Raw genomic sequence first — 16,248 nt, forward strand, 5'->3', positions numbered from 1 at the left:
CCCAGACGCCCCATGCCCGCCGATGATCGATGTGACTACCGGCGGTGTTAAGAAAGACATGCCCACCTACCTTCGCCGCGGCGATAATGAGCGGCCGAATGTCATTGACGGTCGATGGGGTGAGCGCCACTGACCTCTTTGATTGTTTGGTCTTGGGCGGCCCGATGTAGGGGACGTTGTTCTCGTCCCTGGCCCACGCTCGAACAATGTTTACAACGTGTTGACCCGTTGATGTGGTTACAAAATCCTTGGCCTCAAGCGCCGTTGCTTCCGAAAATCTCAGCCCGGGTCGAACTAGGAAAGTAAAAAACGACTTATAGGGTTCGGCGAGTTCCGCGACTACGAGACCCCACTCATGCTCGGTAAGGAAAGTTGCAACTTCCTCCGTGGCGCTGCTCTTGGGCAGGGCTACACCCTTGCAAGGGTTGTCTGGCCTGCGCTTCTCCCTAATGCAGGTATTGAATGCAACAGAAATAAGTCCATTGACATTCGCGATTGTTTTCGAGGAAAGACCCTTTTTCTGCATCTCCTTTAGCCATCCGACGATGTCACGATACTCGACCGCCGATGCATCCAAGACGCCGAGACTGTCGGCAATATGGCATCTCAAATTGCCCCTGTAGCGCCGCACTGTATACCCATTGGCGGAGGTCAGGAGATCGATGTGGTCTTCAATCATCCTCGTGACGGTATAGACCCCGCCGAAATGGTCCTTCGCACTCCTGAGAGCCGCATCCACGTCGCAGCCATGAGCTTTGAGCACAGTGAGTAACAGCTCGGCGCTCTCCTTGGAGTCCATCTTCTGGGTCATCCGACACCTGGAGTCGGGATCGATCCATCTGACGTAATCCGTAACCGAACTGTTCTTGCGTTTCCGCTTCTCGATGCATGCATGCAAATTACTATGCGCCGAACCCCCTGACCGGCGGCGTACATTCACACAGACGTGGTTGGAAACAGGCCTCGCATGGTTGGAGACACAAAAAAACCCCGGTTTCCCGGGGTTTTTCTTGTGCGCGGAGGGGGACTTGAACCCCCACCCCCTTTCGAGGACTAGCACCTCAAGCTAGCGCGTCTGCCATTCCGCCACCCGCGCAGGTGGTAATTCGGGAGTCGTTCACACCTTCCGGCGTTTCGCGCCCTCTCCGAAGCAGCGAGAAAAACTCTAACACGAACTTTCCGCGAACAACGAATCGGGCCAAGTGGGTAGGCTGAGGGCAACGATTGAGCGCGTGCCAACCGGCCATTTCCACTGAGGAGCCCTTAATGCCTGACGTCCTGCCTGAGGATGAAGTTGTCCGGATCTGCCAGGAACTCATCCGCATCGACACCTCCAACTATGGCGACGGTTCCGGCCCGGGGGAGCGCGCGGCGGCGGAGTATGCGGCCGGGCTGATTGAGGAAGTGGGACTGGAAGCCGAAATCTTTGAATCCGCTCCGGGCCGCGCCAACGTCGTCACGCGCATGGCCGGCGAGGACCCCTCCGCCAGTGCCCTCGTCGTGCACGGACACCTGGACGTCGTCCCCGCCCTTCGGGACCAGTGGTCCGTGGACCCGTTTGGAGCCGAACTGAAGGATGGGCTCATCTGGGGCCGCGGCGCCGTCGACATGAAGGACATGGACGCCATGATCCTCTCCGTCCTGCGCAGCTTCGCCCGCTCCGGCAAAAAGCCCAAGCGCGACATCATCTTCGCCTTCTTCGCTGACGAGGAAGCCGGCGGCGCGCTCGGAGCCCGCTACGCCGTGGACAACCGCCCCGAACTCTTCGAAGGCGCCACTGAGGCCATTTCCGAGGTTGGTGGCTTTTCGGCCACCATCGGCGGGCAGCGGACCTACCTGCTGCAGACGGCGGAGAAGGGCATCTCCTGGCTCCGCCTTGTGGCCCATGGAAGGGCCGGCCATGGCTCCCAGATCAACACGGACAACGCCGTCACCCGCCTTGCCGCGGCCGTGACGCGCATCGGCGAATACAAATGGCCCATCGAACTCACCCCCACCACCCGGCAGTTCCTTGACGGAGTGACCGAACTCACCGGCGTGGAGTTCGACGCCGACAACCCGGACCTCCTGCTTAACCAGCTCGGCACTGTGGCGCGGTTCGTCGGCGCCACCCTGCAGAACACCACCAACCCCACGCTCCTCAAGGGCGGCTACAAGCACAACGTGATCCCCGAGTCTGCCGAAGCCCTGGTTGACTGCCGCACCCTCCCGGGCCAGGAACAGCAGGTCCTGGAAATTGTCCGCGAACTGGCCGGCAACGGCGTAGAGGTCAGCTATGTCCACAATGACGTCTCGCTGGAGGTCCCGTTCGCCGGCAACCTGGTCGACTCCATGATCGATGCCCTGCATAAGGAGGACCCGGGCGCCAAGGTGCTGCCGTACACGCTCTCGGGCGGAACTGACAACAAGTCGCTCAGTCGGCTCGGAATCACCGGCTACGGGTTCGCGCCCCTCATGCTGCCGGACGAGCTGGACTTCACCGGCATGTTCCACGGGGTTGACGAGCGGGTCCCGGCGGACTCCCTCAAGTTTGGTGCCCGGGTCCTGAACACCCTGCTGACCAACTACTGACAGGCCAGCAACGTGACGCCCGAAGAGTTGTTGCCGGATACCCTCTTAGAGCGGTTCCGCATCCGCGCCGCCGGCTACGACCGGGACAACGCGTTCTTCCACGAGGACCTGTCAGAGCTTGTTGAGGCCGGTTATCTGAAGCTTTTTGTGCCAGCGGACGACGGCGGCCTGGGCTTTGGCCTCGAAGCGGCGGCGCAGTGCCAGCGAAGGCTCGCAACGGCCGCGCCGGCCACTGCACTGGCCGTGAATATGCATCTGGTGTGGACCGGCGTCGCGCAGGTCCTCCAGTCGCGGGGGGACGCCTCAATGGACTTTGTCCTGAAGGAGGCGGCGGCGGGCGAAATTTTCGCCTTCGGCAACTCAGAAGCGGGAAACGACTCCGTGCTGTTCGATTCCCGAACCACCGCCGAGCCGATGCCCGACGGCGGCTACTCCTTCACGGGAACGAAGATCTTCACCAGCCTCTCCCCGGCCTGGACCAGGCTGGGGATCTTCGGCAAGGACCCGCACGCCACGGACGGCAGCGGCGAACTGGTCCACGGCTTCATCACCCGGGATACGGTCGGCTACCGCATCCTTGACGACTGGGACACCCTGGGCATGCGCGCCAGCCAATCCGGCACCACAGTCCTGGAAGGCGCCCGTGTCCCGGCGGAAAGGATCTTCCGGAAACTTCCTGCCGGGCCCAACCGCGACCCGCTGATCTTCGCGGTTTTCGCCTGCTTCGAGACCCTGCTCGCAGCCGTATACACCGGCCTTGGGGAACGCGCGCTGGCCGTGGGAGTCGAGACCGTCAAGCGCCGCACTTCCTTCAAAAACGGCGGACGCAGCTATTCGCAGGACCCGGACATCCGCTGGAAAGTCGCCGACGCCGCCATGGCCATGGACAACCTGTACCCCCAGCTGGCATCCGTCGCATCCGACGTCGACGCCCTGGTGGACCATGGCGCGCAGTGGTTCCCGAAGCTCGTTGGACTCAAGGTGAACGCCACCGAAACCGCCCGCCGTGTGGTGGATCTTGCCATCCGGGTAAGCGGGGGATCAAGCTATTTCAGGGGATCCGAGCTGGAACGGCTGTACCGGGATGTCCTGGCGGGAATGTTCCACCCGTCTGACGACGAATCAGCCCACAACACGGTGGCCAACGCCTGGCTGGGACCCTTGGAGGACTAAACAGTCCCCTTGGCGGTGCTTTCAGACGGTCCGCTGAACCTGCAGCACCCGGCGGCGGAGCCAAAAGCGCCGACCCCCACCCACGTACAGCTTGCTGCGCTCCAGCTCCCACTTGCCGTATTCGGAGTGTTCCACCAGGCGGCGGCGTGCCTCATTCAGTGAATCGTCGGGGCTCACCGTCAGTACGAGGTACTCGTACTGCCTCAAATAGTCCCGTTCCCGCTGGACCGAGCTGGTGAGAAATTGTTCCTTCATTGCTCTCCATTTTCGTCCTTTTCCGGCTAACGTGAAGTCATGAGCATCGATCCGCGTGTCGCGCTTCAGTCCCTGACCACCGCTTTGGAAGAACACCTTATAGCAGCATCCAACCGCCGCGGAGATGGTGACCCCTCCGTGGAGGCAGCTTTTTTTGCAGTGGCAGACGCCTTCGAAGTTTACGAGGACGCCCTCTACGAGGCCTACAACGAGGTAACCCCGCTGCAGGTCTTCGACGATGAGGATGAAGAGGACGAAGAAAGCGTCGCGGACGACGACGAGGACCTGGAGATCGTCGAGGAATAGGACCTATCGGGCCAGAACCCTAGGCTCCTGAGACGTCCTCGAGCGCACGGGCTATTTCGGGCGGCAGCGGTGTGAGCTGGGCATCCAGCAGTTCCTTGAGCTGGGCCGGGGTCCGCGCTCCTACGATCGCGGTGGCCACCCCGTGCTGGGACAGGAGCCAACTGAGCGAAACGTCCTGTGGGGTCCGTCCCAAACCTTTCGCAGCCATGCATACGGCCTCCACTGTCCTGGACGGTTTGGGCTCAAGATAAGGTTCGACGTAACCGGCTTCAGACGCGGTCGCTGCCCTGGACCCGGACGGAACACTGCCGCGGTACTTGCCGGTCAGAACGCCACGGCCCAGGGGCGCCCAGGCCATGAGGCCCAGTCCGGCGTCCTCCACGGCGGGGATAAGCTCCGCTTCCGCCTTCCGCTGCAGGAAGGAATACTCCGCCTGCGCCGCCACGAGGGGGAAGTCCGCTACGGCGGCCGCCTTGGCCGTCTGCCACCCTGTGAAGTTGGACACGCCGGCGTACCGTGCCCTGCCTGTCCGGACAGCATATTCAAGGGCTGACAGCGTTTCCTGCAGCGGCACGTTCCCGTCCCAGGTCTCCGCAAACCAAAGGTCTATGTAGTCGGTCCCCAGCCTGGCAAGGCTGGCTTCCAGTCCGGTGAGCATCGCGTTACGCGAGGTGTCTACGCCGCGCCGCCCATCCGGCGTCGTCATTCCTGCCTTAGTGGAGATGGATACCTCTGTCCGGGCCACCACATCTCCCAGCAGCGAACCGATCATCGCCTCCGACCGTCCGTCCGAGTAGGACGCGGCTGTGTCAATATGCCTTCCACCGGCATCCAGGAAAGTGCGCAGTAGTTCCGAGGCGTCCTGTTCGTCGGTTTCGCCGGCCCAGCCCCGGGTGCCGAGGGAAAGGGCGGACACACGCAATCCACTGTTGCCGACGTAACGCTGCTGCATAGCAGCAAGCTTACGGCCAGAACAGGCACTGCCCATGCCGTAGGGTCTTAGCGTGAACTGGTTTGAAGCGGCCCTGCTGGGCCTAGTGCAGGGACTGACCGAATTTCTACCGATTTCATCAAGTGCACACTTGCGGATTGTGGGGCAGTTCCTGCCGAACGCCGCAGATCCTGGAGCCGCTTTCACAGCCATCACCCAGCTGGGCACCGAGACTGCGGTCCTGGTGTTTTTTTGGCGCGATATTGTCCGCATTGTCAAGGCCTGGTTCGGGTCCCTCGCCGGAAAAGTGTCACGGCAGCATCCGGACGTCCGGATGGGCTGGCTTGTCATCCTGGGCAGCCTCCCGATTGTGGTCCTGGGCCTGCTGTTCCAGGACCAGATCGAGTCTGTGCTGCGCAGCATGTGGCTTGTGGCAACCATGCTGATCGTGTTCGGACTCTTCCTGGCAGTGGCGGATGCAGTGGGCAGGCAGGAACGGGACCTGAGCCGGCTGACCTACAAGCACGGCATCCTGTACGGCCTTGCACAGGCCATGGCCCTCATCCCCGGCGTTTCGCGCTCCGGCGGCACCATCACTGCCGGCCTCCTGATGGGCTACACCCGCGAGGCCGCCGCCCGCTACTCCTTCCTGCTCGCCATCCCTGCTGTGTTTGGCAGCGGGCTCTACCAGCTCTATAAGACCGTCACCAACGAAGGCCTCAGCGGCCCCTACGGACTGCCGGAAACAGCCCTGGCCACAGCCATCGCCTTTGTGGTGGGATACGTCATCATCGGCTGGTTCCTGAAGTTCGTTTCCACCCGCAGCTACCGCCTCTTCGTCTGGTACCGGATCTTCCTGGGCCTCGCCCTGTACCTGCTCCTCGGTTTCGGTGTCATCAACGCCTAGCACTAGGCTTGGTGTGTGAAATCCTGGACTTCCCGCCCCGTTCCCGCCCTGCCCGGAAACATGCCTGAGATCAGCTTGTTCGATACCGCGGCGCGCCGCGAGGTTGTCCTTGGAAACGAGAACCACGCGTCCATGTATGTCTGCGGCATAACGCCGTATGACGCCACCCATATGGGCCATGCCTCCAGCTATGTCGCTTTCGACCTTCTCAACAGGGCGTGGCGGGACGCCGGCCACGAGGTTGCCTACGTCCAGAACGTCACGGACGTGGACGATCCGCTCCTGGAACGCGCCACCGCTACCGGCGTTGACTGGAAGGACCTGGCAGCCGGCCAGATCGAGCTCTTCCAGACGGACATGGAAGCCCTCAATGTCCTGCCGCCGGACCACTACGTGGGCGCGGTGGAGTCCATCGCCCTGATAGTTCCCGAGGTGGAGCGGCTCGTCAGCCTTGGGCTGGCTTACAGGGTCCCGGGCAGCAACGGCGAGCCGGACGGGGATGTCTATTACGACGTCGAAGCTGCCGGCAAGCAGTCCGTCGCACCGGATGCGTGGTCGCTTGGATGCATCTCAGGGCTTCCGGAGAGCGAGATGCTTGAGCTTTTCGCGGAACGCGGCGGCGACCCCGGCCGCGGCGGAAAGCGGCAGGCCCTGGACCCGCTGCTGTGGCGGGTGGAGCGTGAAGGGGAGCCGAGCTGGCCCGGCGGCAGCCTGGGAGCTGGCCGCCCTGGGTGGCACATCGAGTGCACGGTCATCGCCCGGAAGTACCTGCCCTCGCCCTTCACCGTGCAGGGCGGAGGTTCGGACCTGATCTTCCCGCACCACGAGATGGGTGCAGGGCACGCTTACTCGCTGGCCGGAGTTCCGCTGGCCAAACACTACGCCCACGCGGGCATGGTGGGCCTGGACGGCGAGAAGATGAGCAAGTCCAAAGGCAACCTGGTGCTGGTGTCAAAATTGCGTGCAGCAGGGGAGGACCCTGCGGCCATCCGCCTTGGCATCCTTGCCCACCACTACCGCTCCGACTGGTCCTGGACGGATGAGGGGTTCGACGCTGCGAAGGCAACGCTGGCGAAGTGGCGCCAGGCACTGGGGCATGCTCCGGAGGGGTCAGCCGTCCCCCTGATTGCAGAGATGCGGGCAGCACTGGCGGCGGACCTGGACGCGCCCGCCGCCGTCGCCGCCGTTTCCCACTGGGCGGAGCAGGCGAACGCCTACGGCGGTCCCGCAAGTCTGTCCGACGGGGCCCTGGTCACGGACGCGGTGGACGCCCTGCTGGGCGTGGTTCTCTAACCACCGGTCAGGGCCGGTCCTGGCCCCGGCGCTTGAGGTAACGCTCAAATTCCCGGGCGATGGACTCCCCGGTGGCCTCGGGAAGATCTGCTGTGTCCTTCGCTTCCTCAAGCTGCCGGACGTAGGCGGCGATCTCGGGGTCCTCGGTAGCCAGTTCGTCCACGCCCCGCTCCCAGGCGTCCGCCTCCTCCGCAAGCTCATGGGTGTCCAGCGGGACCTGCAGGAGTTCCTCAATCCGGTGCAGGAGCGCAAGCTGGGCCTTCGGCGACGGCGCCTGGGCAACATAGTGCGGAACGGCAGCCCAGAGGGAGACGGTGGGGATCCCCGCCAGCAGCGCCACCTCGGACAGCACACCCACAATTCCAACGGGCCCCTCATACTGCGACGCTTCCAGGTTCATGCGTTCGCGCAACGGCGCGTCGTCCGAAGACGTGCTGACCGGAATCGGCCTGCTGTGCGGTACGTCTGCCAGCAGCGCGCCCACCAGGATAACGTAATCCACATTAAGGGCCTCGGCATGCACCAGCAGTTCAGCGGTGTAGGCCCGCCACTTGTAGGACGGCTCAGTGCCCTGCACGAAGATGACATCGACGTTCGAGTTGGGTGCGCTGGCCTTGTAGATCCGCGTGGAGGGCCACTTGATCTTCCGTTCCCCGGCAGCGTTCCGGCGGACGGTGGGGCGGGTGAACTGGAAGTCGTAGTACTCGTCGGCGTCAATGGACGCCACCTTCTTGCCGCCCCACAGTTTGTTCAGGTACCGCAAAGAGTCGCTGGCCGCTTCCCCGGCGTCGTTCCAGCCTTCAAAGGCGGCAAGCATCACTGTCACGCGCTGTCCGTCAGCCACGGGCTGCAGGAACCGCTCCCGTTCGGGTCCGGCACCCGGATCGGTGGTGTCTCCCTCGAAGCTATTCATTTCTTCACCCTACGTCCAAGGAGCGCCGTCGTGCATTGAATGAAGCGCCGGAAATCCTCCAGGAGGCAGGGAGCGGAGCAGGAAGGGCCACGATATTCGCCGAGGGCGTAGCCCCCAGCCGCTGTACAGACAGTCCCCGTACACTGAAGCCATGCGATTGCCAGCCGACAGTTCCCCGCTCAAAGCCGTCCTGTGGGACATGGACGGGACGATAGTTGACACGGAACCGTACTGGATCGCGGCTGAACATGCGCTGGTGGAGGCTCACGGCGGGACCTGGTCCCACGAGCAGGCAATGCAGCTGGTGGGCCAGTCGCTGACTTTTTCCGCCGGGCTCCTGCAGGAGGCCGGCGTGGCCCTGGAAGTCCGGCAGATCATCGACACGCTTACCGCGGCCGTGGTGGCAAGCGTACAGCGCCAGGTGCCGTGGCGGCCGGGTGCCCGCGAGCTCCTGGAAGAGCTCCACCTTGCCGGCGTGCGGTGCGCCCTGGTCACCATGTCTGAGGGCCCGCTGGCCCGGCAAGTGGTGGACAGCCTCCCGCGGCAATACTTTGAGGTCCTGGTAACGGGGGACACGGTGGCCCAAGGCAAGCCCCACCCCGAGGCCTACCTGACCGCACTGGAATGGCTCCAGGCTGCCGACCCGGACCTGGCCATCCACCATTGCGTTGCGCTGGAAGATTCTGCTCCGGGCGTGGCCGCGGCGGTGGCGTCCGGCGTGGCGACCGTGGCCATTCCGCATATCGTTCCGCTGCCCGAGGATCACCGCTACACACTCTGGGACTCCCTGTCCGGCCGCTCCGTCACCGATCTCGAGTCCCTGGTCCTGGCCGGCAACGCCCTCGGCAGCACCACCGGTTCGCCGGTGCAGGCGCTCGGGATCGCCGGTGAGTGAAACCAGCGCCCCTGTCCGGCGTGAAGGCATCCCCCTGGGAAGGATCGCCGGCGTTCCGGTGGTTCTTGCCTACTCCTGGTTCATCATCGCCGCCTTCACTGTGATTGTTTACGGGCCGGTCCTCGGCCGGCAGAACCCGGCCCTCGGCATGAGCGCTTACATCGTGGCCTTCGCCTACGCCGTCCTGCTCCTTATTTCCGTCCTGGTCCACGAGCTCGCCCACGCCCTGTCGGCCAAGATCTACGGCTGGCCCACGCAGAAGATCGTGCTCAACCTGTGGGGCGGGCATACCCAGTTCGAGAGCTTCACGGCGTCACCGGGACGGTCGGTTGTGGTGGCACTCGCCGGCCCGGCAGCCAACTTTGCCCTGGCAGGAGGTGCCTGGCTGGTGCTCAGCTCGGTAAGCATGGGCAGCGTGGCGGAAATCCTCACCAACATCTTCATGTGGGCGAACTTCCTGATTGCGGTCTTCAACGTGCTCCCGGGGCTTCCACTGGACGGCGGGCGCCTGGTTGAGTCAGTTGTCTGGAAGGCAACCGGCAGCCAGGCCAAAGGAACCATAGCTGCAGGCTGGGGCGGCCGGATCATCGTCGTCGGCATCTGCTACTGGTTCATCCTCAGGCCCTTGCTGGCCGGGGACTCACCGGATTTCAGTCTCCTGATGATTACAGTCCTCGTCAGCGGCTTCCTCTGGATGGGTGCTTCCGCGTCCATCCAACAGGGCACCCTCCGGGGGCGGCTTCACCTTGTCAGCGCGGCAGGGCTTTCGACGCCGGCTGCGGGGCTTCCTGCGACGGCGACAGTGGAAGACGCCCTTCGGCACGGCGGTGCTGTTTCGCTGGTGGTCTGCGGGCCCGATGGCCGTCCCGAAGCGGTTGTTGATGCCGCAGCCTTGGCCTCGGTCCCTGCCCACGCTGCGGCCTCGACACCCATCACGGCGGTTTCCTATGCGTTGGCGCCCGGGGCGTATGTCCCCGAATGGTCGAAGGGGCAGGAGCTGATCCAGTTCCTGTCGCAGCTCGAAGGGCGGCACTACGCGGTGGTGGACCACAACGGCAAGGTGACGGGCCTGCTCTCCCAGGACGCAGTGCTGGCCGCCATCACCGGCAAAGCCCGGCGGCCCGATACACGCCGGCAAGGCCAAAACCGGTAGAGTTACCTGCCGGCCGTGCATTGCCGCCGCAGAAGCCACAATGTTTGTAACAGGACATTCAGGCGCCACAGTTTTACAGGAGCGAGGAAAGTCATGAGCAGCGAAACTGCCGTCAACGAAGCCCCAGCAGCCGGCCCCACCGGTGCTGCCGCCGGCGGCTCGCAGCCGGTGGGTGCGGCGCGCCGCCGTGGCCCCTTCCGGGAAGGCGAACGTGTCCAGCTGACCGACGAGCGCGGCCGTATGAACACCATTACCCTCGAAAGCGGCGGTGCCTTCCATACGCACCGGGGCTTTCTGAACCACGACGACATCATCGGCAAGGTGGACGGCTCTGTGGTGGTGAACAACGTTGGCCAGCAGTACCAGACCCTGCGTCCCCTCCTCTCCGACTTTGTACTCTCCATGCCGCGCGGCGCAGCAGTGGTGTATCCCAAGGACGCCGGCCAGATCGTCACGATGGCAGATATCTTCCCGGGTGCACGGGTGGTGGAAGCAGGTGTGGGCTCGGGCGCCCTGTCCATTTCCCTGCTCAGGGCAGTGGGCGACAACGGGTACCTGCACTCCTTCGAACGCCGTGAGGAATTCGCCGACATCGCCCGCGGCAACGTTGAAACCATTTTCGGCGGACCGCACCCCGCCTGGCAGATCACGCTGGGCGACTTCCAGGAAGAAGTTGTCCGCACGGAGGCGCCAGGCTCCGTGGACCGGGTGGTCCTGGACATGCTCGCGCCCTGGGAATGCCTTGACGCCGTGGCCACTGTCTTGGCACCCGGGGGTGTCTGGATCAACTACGTCGCCACCGTCACCCAGCTTTCCCGCACTGCCGAAGCAATCCGGGCTGACGGCCGCTTCACAGAGCCCGACGCCTGGGAATCGCTGGTCCGCGGCTGGCACCTTGAGGGACTGGCAGTCCGGCCGGACCACCGGATGGTGGCGCACACCGGGTTCCTGCTGGTCACCCGGCGGCTGGCCGACGGCGTTACCGGCATTTCCGTGAAGCGCCGCCCGTCCAAGACGGACTTTAACGAAAGCGACGTCAACGCCTGGACGCCCGGGGCCGTGGGGGAGCGGCAGGTTTCGGATAAGAAACTCCGGCGTGCCGCGCGGGACGCCATCGCCGGTACCAACGTCAAGGACGATCCCGAGGTTACGAACTAGTCCACATTTCGGGAGTCTCCCTCCCTACCTGCCATCTTGGGGCTAATGTCTTAATAGAAGCGCAGGAAGGGGCTGATACATCATGGAGACACCAAACCAGGACTCCGGACGTACACCGGCAGAGCAGTCTGCCGCAAATGACCTCTCGGTTGCCGACCGCCAGGTCAACATCCTCCGGGACAAGCTCAGGCACATTGACCGCCAGTTGGCTGCGGCGACGCAGAACAACGCAAAACTGGTCAGCATGCTTGAGACCGCGAAGGCCGAGATCCTTCGGCTGAAGAATGCCTTGGACCAGGAAGGCCAGCCGCCGTACAGCTTCGGCACCATCCTCCAACTGAATCCCAGGCGGCAGCCCGCGCCGGGCAGCAGCGGGCAGGCAGCCACGGAAGAGTCCGTGGACATCTTCAACGCCGGCCGCAAGATGCGCGTGGGCATCAGCCCGCTGGTGAACATCAACCAGTTGGCGGTGGGCCAGGAGGTCCTCCTGAACGAGGCGCTCCTCATCGTTGCCGGCCTGGGGTACGAGCGCGCAGGTGAGCTGGCCACGCTGAAGGAGATGCTCGGAGCCGATCGTGCCCTTGTGGTGGGGCGTGCGGACGAAGAACGCGTCGTCCGGCTCTCCGGTGCGCTCATGGCTGAGAAGCTGCGCGTGGGCGATGCCCTGTCCGTTGACTCGAGGACGGGCTATGCCCTCGAAAAAGTCCCCCGCTCCGAGGTGGAAAACCTGGTGCTGGAGGAAGTTCCGGACATCACCTACGAGGACATCGGCGGCCTCGGACCGCAGATCGAGCAGATCCGTGATGCCGTCGAGCTGCCGTTCCTGCACCCTGACCTCTACCGCGAACACGGGCTGAAGGCCCCCAAGGGCATCCTGCTTTACGGCCCGCCGGGCTGCGGAAAGACCCTCATTGCCAAGGCAGTGGCCAATTCCCTCGCGGCCCGCGCAGCAGAGCGGTCCGGCAACGTGGACCTAAAGAGCTACTTCCTGAACATCAAGGGCCCGGAACTCCTGGACAAGTATGTCGGTGAAACCGAGCGCCATATCCGGCTGATCTTCTCCAGGGCTCGCGAAAAGGCGTCCGACGGCAGCCCCGTGGTGGTGTTCTTTGACGAAATGGACTCGCTGTTCCGCACCCGCGGCACCGGCATCTCGTCCGACGTCGAAACAACCATCGTGCCCCAGCTGCTAAGCGAGATCGACGGCGTGGAGCGACTGGACAACGTGATCGTGATTGGCGCGTCGAACCGCGAGGACATGATCGATCCCGCCATCCTCCGGCCCGGCCGCCTGGACGTCAAGGTCAAGATCCACCGTCCGGACGCCGAGGCCGCCGCCGACATCTTCAACAAGTACATCACCACTGACCTTCCCTTCCATGAATCTGACCTCGCCGAGCACAACGGAGATGTCCAGGCAACCGTCGACGCCATGGTCCAGCGGACGGTGGAGGCCATGTACTCAACGGACAAGTCCAACGAGTTCCTGGAGGTTACGTACGCCAACGGCGACACGGAGATGCTCTACTTTAAGGACTTCAACTCCGGAGCGGTGGTACAAAACGTCGTAGACCGGGCCAAGAAATACGCCATCAAGGACCTCCTGACCACGCACCACAAGGGGCTGCGGATCGAGCATCTGCTCCGCGCCGTGGTGGATGAGTTCCGCGAGCACGAGGACATGCCCAACACCACCAATCCGGATGACTGGGCGCGGATCTCGGGCAAGAAGGGCGAACGCATCACCTATATCCGGACCATCGTCCAGGGCAAGGCCGGCCAGGAGCCCGGCAAGTCCATCGAAACCATGCCGGCCACGGGGCAGTATCTATGACGGCTGCTTCGGAACCTGCCGGCGGGGGAGGACTGCCCGCCGGCGGGGCCATGCGCGTTATGGGTGCGGAAACGGAATATGGCATCCATGCCCCGTCCGCGCCCTCCGCCAACGCCACCATGATGAGTGCCAGGGTGGTGCAGGCCTACGCGCAGGTAACCCGGCAGCGCGCCGCCGGAGGAGCGGAGACCCGCTGGGACTATACAGACGAGGAACCGCTGCACGACGCCCGCGGCTGGACGGTGGACCGTGCCACCGCCCATCCCAGCCAGCTGACCGACCAGCCGCCGGTTCTCGATGCGGAAGCGGTGGCCCTCGCCTACGGACGGGAGGAGCTCGAGCTTGACGGGCAGGACGAGTCCGGCACCCTCCTGATGAACATGGTCCTGGGCAACGGAGCGCGGCTCTACGTGGACCACGCCCATCCCGAATACTCCAGCCCGGAGGTCACCAACCCCCGTGACGCGGTCAGGTGGGACGCTGCGGGAGACCTCGTAGCGCTGGCCACCGTGCGCCGGCTGGCAGCCGATCCGGACCTGCCGCCCGTCAATTTGTACAAGAACAACACGGACAACAAGTCCGTGTCCTACGGCTCCCATGAGAACTACCTCATGCCACGGTCCGTCCCCTTTGGCGACATCGTGCGGGGCCTGACGCCTTTCTTCGTCACCCGCCAGATCATGTGCGGCACCGGCCGGGTGGGGATCGGGCAGGACAGCTCCACCCCGGGGTACCAGATCAGCCAGCGGGCCGACTTCTTCGAAGCCGAAGTCGGGCTGGAAACCACCATCCGCCGGCCGATCATCAACACGAGGGACGAGCCGCATGCTACCGCTGACAAGTACCGGCGGCTGCATGTGATCATCGGGGACGCCAACCTCAGCCAGGTGTCCAACTACCTGAAGTTCGGAACGACCGCCATGGTGCTCAGCCTCATTGAGGCCGGGCTTGCCCCGAGAGTAGAAGTTTACGAACCGGTGGCCGCACTCCAGGCTGTTAGCCACGACACCTCCCTTACCGCCACGCTCCGCCTGATGGACGGACGGCGGGTCACCGCCCTCGACCTCCAGTGGATGTATCACGAGGCCGCTGCCAAACTGGCACAGGACACCGGCGTAGGGGATGCCTTGGACGGCGACGGGCACACGCACGCGGTCCTTGAACACTGGGCCACCGTCCTTACCCAACTGGACAATGACCGCAAAGCCGCTGCCTCCTCTGTCGAATGGCTCGCCAAACTGTCACTGCTCGAGGGGTACCGCGAGCGTGACGGGCTTGAATGGAACGACGCCAGGATGGGACTCGTCGACCTGCAGTGGGCCGACATCAGGCCCGAAAAGGGGCTTTATTACCGGCTCCTGGCGAGGAACCGGATGCAAAGAATCCTCGAGGACGCGGCCATTGCCTCGGCCGTCTCAGAACCTCCCTCAGATACCCGTGCCTTCTTCCGGGGCAAGTGCATCAGCAGCTTCGGCAAGGACGTGGTGGGTGCCAGTTGGGACTCTGTCATCTTCGACGTTCCCGGATACGGGCGGCTTCAGCGGGTGCCCACCAGGGAACCGCTACGGGGAACGAAAGCCCTGACCGGAGCGTTGTTTGAACGCTACCGGGAGGCGGGCCCGTTCCTTGCGGAGCTTCTGGGACATAACGCTCCGCCTGCGGCGTAAACCGCCCCGGGAAGCCCATACCGTGGCAGGATGGGCATATCGGAGGATCCGCCGGATCCGATGACGGATATAAGGAGGGGTACCAATGGCAGGCCAGGAACAGCAGCATCCGCAATCGCGGGACAGCCAGGTCGACGAAGACATTCCCGAGGCGCCGCCCGCACCGCCTGAGGCGCAGGCTTCAGCATCAACGGAAGGCGTAGACGATCTCCTCGACGAGATCGACGGCGTCCTCGAATCCAACGCCGAAGAGTTCGTCCGGGCGTTCGTCCAAAAGGGCGGTCAGTAACCCGGACCCGGTGGGTGGCGGAAGCCGCGGTCGGCCGGAATCTGTACCGACGGTGAAGAACTACGTTCAAGGAGTGCATGAGTGCTGGAATCAACCGCCAACCAGGTAGCCGCCAACGCCACCTCGTCCTTTACGGAACACCTGCAACGGGACCGGCCCGAGCTTCTGCCCTACAACCGGTCCCTTCAGGCAGGCGCGTCACCCACCGCCCCATTGCAGGTTCCGCATGCCACCACCATCGTTGCCATGGCCTACGACGGCGGTGTGCTGATGGCAGGGGACAGGCGCGCGACCATGGGCAACGTCATAGCCAGCCGGCACATCGAGAAAGTCTTCCCCGCTGACCGTTACTCGGTTCTGGGAATTGCGGGGACTGCCGGCATAGCCATCGACCTGACCCGGTTGTTCCAGGTTGAACTGGAGCACTACGAAAAAATTGAGGGCACGCTCCTCAGCCTTGAAGGCAAGGCCAACCGGCTGGGCGCCATGATCAGGGGAAACCTCCCGCTGGCACTGCAGGGCCTGGCCGTGGTGCCGCTCTTCGCCGGTTTTGACACCAGCGCAGGTGTGGGCCGGCTCTTTTCCTACGATGTCACCGGCGGCCGGTACGAGGAGCATGAACACCACACGGTCGGTTCCGGATCAGTCTTTGCCCGCGGTGCCCTGAAAAAACTCTGGCGGCCCAACCTCACCGCCGCCGAGGCCACCGCCGTGGCAGTGGAATCCCTTTACGATGCCGCCGACGACGATTCAGCAACCGGCGGTCCCGATACCGTCCGCAAGCTCTGGCCCATCATCTACACAGTGGACAGTTCCGGTGCGCGGCGGGTGCCCGAGAACGAACTGGCAGCTGTATCGAGGAACGTCATAGAAGCCCGTACCATCGCTGGACGGGAGGCCTGA

16 protein-coding genes and 1 tRNA gene are annotated in these 16,248 nt (G+C 64.0%); 12 read left to right on the plus strand and 5 right to left on the minus strand.

Going from position 1 to position 16,248, the window contains the following annotated elements:
- On the minus strand, positions 1-811 hold an 811-nt coding region (locus FDW81_RS08210; protein WP_138133709.1), incomplete at its 3' end, for a tyrosine-type recombinase/integrase.
- A gap of 202 nt (positions 812-1,013) precedes the next feature.
- Positions 1,014-1,096: transfer RNA gene (locus FDW81_RS08215), tRNA-Leu, on the minus strand.
- 170 nt (positions 1,097-1,266) lie between these two features.
- On the opposite strand from FDW81_RS08215, the gene FDW81_RS08220 reads away from it, so the two are divergent.
- Positions 1,267-2,571 carry a M20/M25/M40 family metallo-hydrolase gene (locus FDW81_RS08220; protein WP_138133710.1) on the plus strand — a complete coding sequence of 435 codons (1,305 nt, stop codon included), beginning with the start codon at positions 1,267-1,269 and terminating at the stop codon, positions 2,569-2,571.
- A gap of 12 nt (positions 2,572-2,583) precedes the next feature.
- Positions 2,584-3,744, plus strand: a complete 1,161-nt coding sequence (locus FDW81_RS08225; RefSeq protein WP_138133711.1) for an acyl-CoA dehydrogenase family protein — start codon at positions 2,584-2,586, stop codon at positions 3,742-3,744.
- A gap of 21 nt (positions 3,745-3,765) precedes the next feature.
- Here the strand turns inward: FDW81_RS08225 and FDW81_RS08230 are convergent, their stop codons facing one another.
- Positions 3,766-3,999, minus strand: coding sequence for a DUF5703 family protein (locus FDW81_RS08230; protein WP_138133712.1), 234 nt, complete (start codon positions 3,997-3,999; stop codon positions 3,766-3,768).
- A gap of 39 nt (positions 4,000-4,038) precedes the next feature.
- Here FDW81_RS08230 and FDW81_RS08235 point away from each other — a divergent pair, with 39 nt between their 5' ends.
- Positions 4,039-4,305, plus strand: a complete 267-nt coding sequence (locus FDW81_RS08235; protein ID WP_138133713.1) for a hypothetical protein — start codon at positions 4,039-4,041, stop codon at positions 4,303-4,305.
- A 19-nt stretch (positions 4,306-4,324) separates the two neighbouring features.
- Here FDW81_RS08235 and FDW81_RS08240 read toward each other — a convergent pair whose 3' ends face one another.
- Positions 4,325-5,257: an aldo/keto reductase gene (locus tag FDW81_RS08240; protein WP_138133714.1), complete on the minus strand. Its 933-nt coding sequence runs from the start codon at positions 5,255-5,257 to the stop codon at positions 4,325-4,327.
- Positions 5,258-5,309: 52 nt separating this feature from the next.
- Here FDW81_RS08240 and FDW81_RS08245 point away from each other — a divergent pair, with 52 nt between their 5' ends.
- Positions 5,310-6,143, plus strand: a complete 834-nt coding sequence (locus FDW81_RS08245; RefSeq protein WP_138133715.1) for an undecaprenyl-diphosphate phosphatase — start codon at positions 5,310-5,312, stop codon at positions 6,141-6,143.
- Between the two features lie 15 nt (positions 6,144-6,158).
- Positions 6,159-7,436: a cysteine--1-D-myo-inosityl 2-amino-2-deoxy-alpha-D-glucopyranoside ligase gene (mshC, locus tag FDW81_RS08250; RefSeq protein WP_138133716.1), complete on the plus strand. Its 1,278-nt coding sequence runs from the start codon at positions 6,159-6,161 to the stop codon at positions 7,434-7,436.
- Positions 7,437-7,443: 7 nt separating this feature from the next.
- Here mshC and FDW81_RS08255 read toward each other — a convergent pair whose 3' ends face one another.
- Entirely contained in the window at positions 7,444-8,349 is a 906-nt protein-coding gene (locus FDW81_RS08255; protein WP_138133717.1) for a PAC2 family protein, read from the minus strand.
- 151 nt (positions 8,350-8,500) lie between these two features.
- On the opposite strand from FDW81_RS08255, the gene FDW81_RS08260 reads away from it, so the two are divergent.
- From FDW81_RS08260 to prcB, 7 genes are all read left to right on the plus strand, one after another.
- On the plus strand, positions 8,501-9,244 hold the full coding sequence (locus tag FDW81_RS08260) for an HAD family phosphatase (protein WP_138133718.1): 744 nt from the start codon (positions 8,501-8,503) through the stop codon (positions 9,242-9,244).
- A complete protein-coding gene (locus FDW81_RS08265) occupies positions 9,237-10,397 on the plus strand; it encodes a site-2 protease family protein (RefSeq protein WP_138133719.1) in 1,161 nt (386 codons plus the stop codon). Before FDW81_RS08260 ends, FDW81_RS08265 begins: the two co-directional genes overlap by 8 nt.
- Before the next feature lie 93 nt (positions 10,398-10,490).
- Positions 10,491-11,555, plus strand: coding sequence for a tRNA (adenine-N1)-methyltransferase (locus tag FDW81_RS08270; protein WP_138133720.1), 1,065 nt, complete (start codon positions 10,491-10,493; stop codon positions 11,553-11,555).
- Between the two features lie 82 nt (positions 11,556-11,637).
- Complete coding sequence (gene arc, locus FDW81_RS08275) at positions 11,638-13,389, plus strand: proteasome ATPase (RefSeq protein WP_138133721.1); 1,752 nt, start codon at positions 11,638-11,640, stop codon at positions 13,387-13,389.
- Positions 13,386-15,056: a depupylase/deamidase Dop gene (gene dop, locus FDW81_RS08280; protein ID WP_138133722.1), complete on the plus strand. Its 1,671-nt coding sequence runs from the start codon at positions 13,386-13,388 to the stop codon at positions 15,054-15,056. Before arc ends, dop begins: the two co-directional genes overlap by 4 nt.
- Before the next feature lie 85 nt (positions 15,057-15,141).
- Positions 15,142-15,345, plus strand: a complete 204-nt coding sequence (locus FDW81_RS08285; protein ID WP_138133723.1) for a ubiquitin-like protein Pup — start codon at positions 15,142-15,144, stop codon at positions 15,343-15,345.
- An 81-nt stretch (positions 15,346-15,426) separates the two neighbouring features.
- A complete protein-coding gene (prcB, locus tag FDW81_RS08290) occupies positions 15,427-16,248 on the plus strand; it encodes a proteasome subunit beta (protein WP_138133724.1) in 822 nt (273 codons plus the stop codon).

Source organism: Pseudarthrobacter sp. NamB4 (genome assembly GCF_005796185.1).
GTDB lineage: Bacteria > Actinomycetota > Actinomycetes > Actinomycetales > Micrococcaceae > Arthrobacter.

Coding starts and splice junctions, on each gene's coding strand:
- FDW81_RS08235 (WP_138133713.1), top strand. CDS start 4,039: ATGAGCATCGATCCGCGTGTCGCGCTTCAGTCCCTGACCACCGCTTTG.
- dop (WP_138133722.1), top strand. CDS start 13,386: ATGACGGCTGCTTCGGAACCTGCCGGCGGGGGAGGACTGCCCGCCGGC.
- FDW81_RS08285 (WP_138133723.1), top strand. CDS start 15,142: ATGGCAGGCCAGGAACAGCAGCATCCGCAATCGCGGGACAGCCAGGTC.
- arc (WP_138133721.1), top strand. CDS start 11,638: ATGGAGACACCAAACCAGGACTCCGGACGTACACCGGCAGAGCAGTCT.
- FDW81_RS08255 (WP_138133717.1), bottom strand. CDS start 8,349: ATGAATAGCTTCGAGGGAGACACCACCGATCCGGGTGCCGGACCCGAA.
- FDW81_RS08260 (WP_138133718.1), top strand. CDS start 8,501: ATGCGATTGCCAGCCGACAGTTCCCCGCTCAAAGCCGTCCTGTGGGAC.
- FDW81_RS08270 (WP_138133720.1), top strand. CDS start 10,491: ATGAGCAGCGAAACTGCCGTCAACGAAGCCCCAGCAGCCGGCCCCACC.
- FDW81_RS08220 (WP_138133710.1), top strand. CDS start 1,267: ATGCCTGACGTCCTGCCTGAGGATGAAGTTGTCCGGATCTGCCAGGAA.
- FDW81_RS08230 (WP_138133712.1), bottom strand. CDS start 3,999: ATGAAGGAACAATTTCTCACCAGCTCGGTCCAGCGGGAACGGGACTAT.
- FDW81_RS08240 (WP_138133714.1), bottom strand. CDS start 5,257: ATGCAGCAGCGTTACGTCGGCAACAGTGGATTGCGTGTGTCCGCCCTT.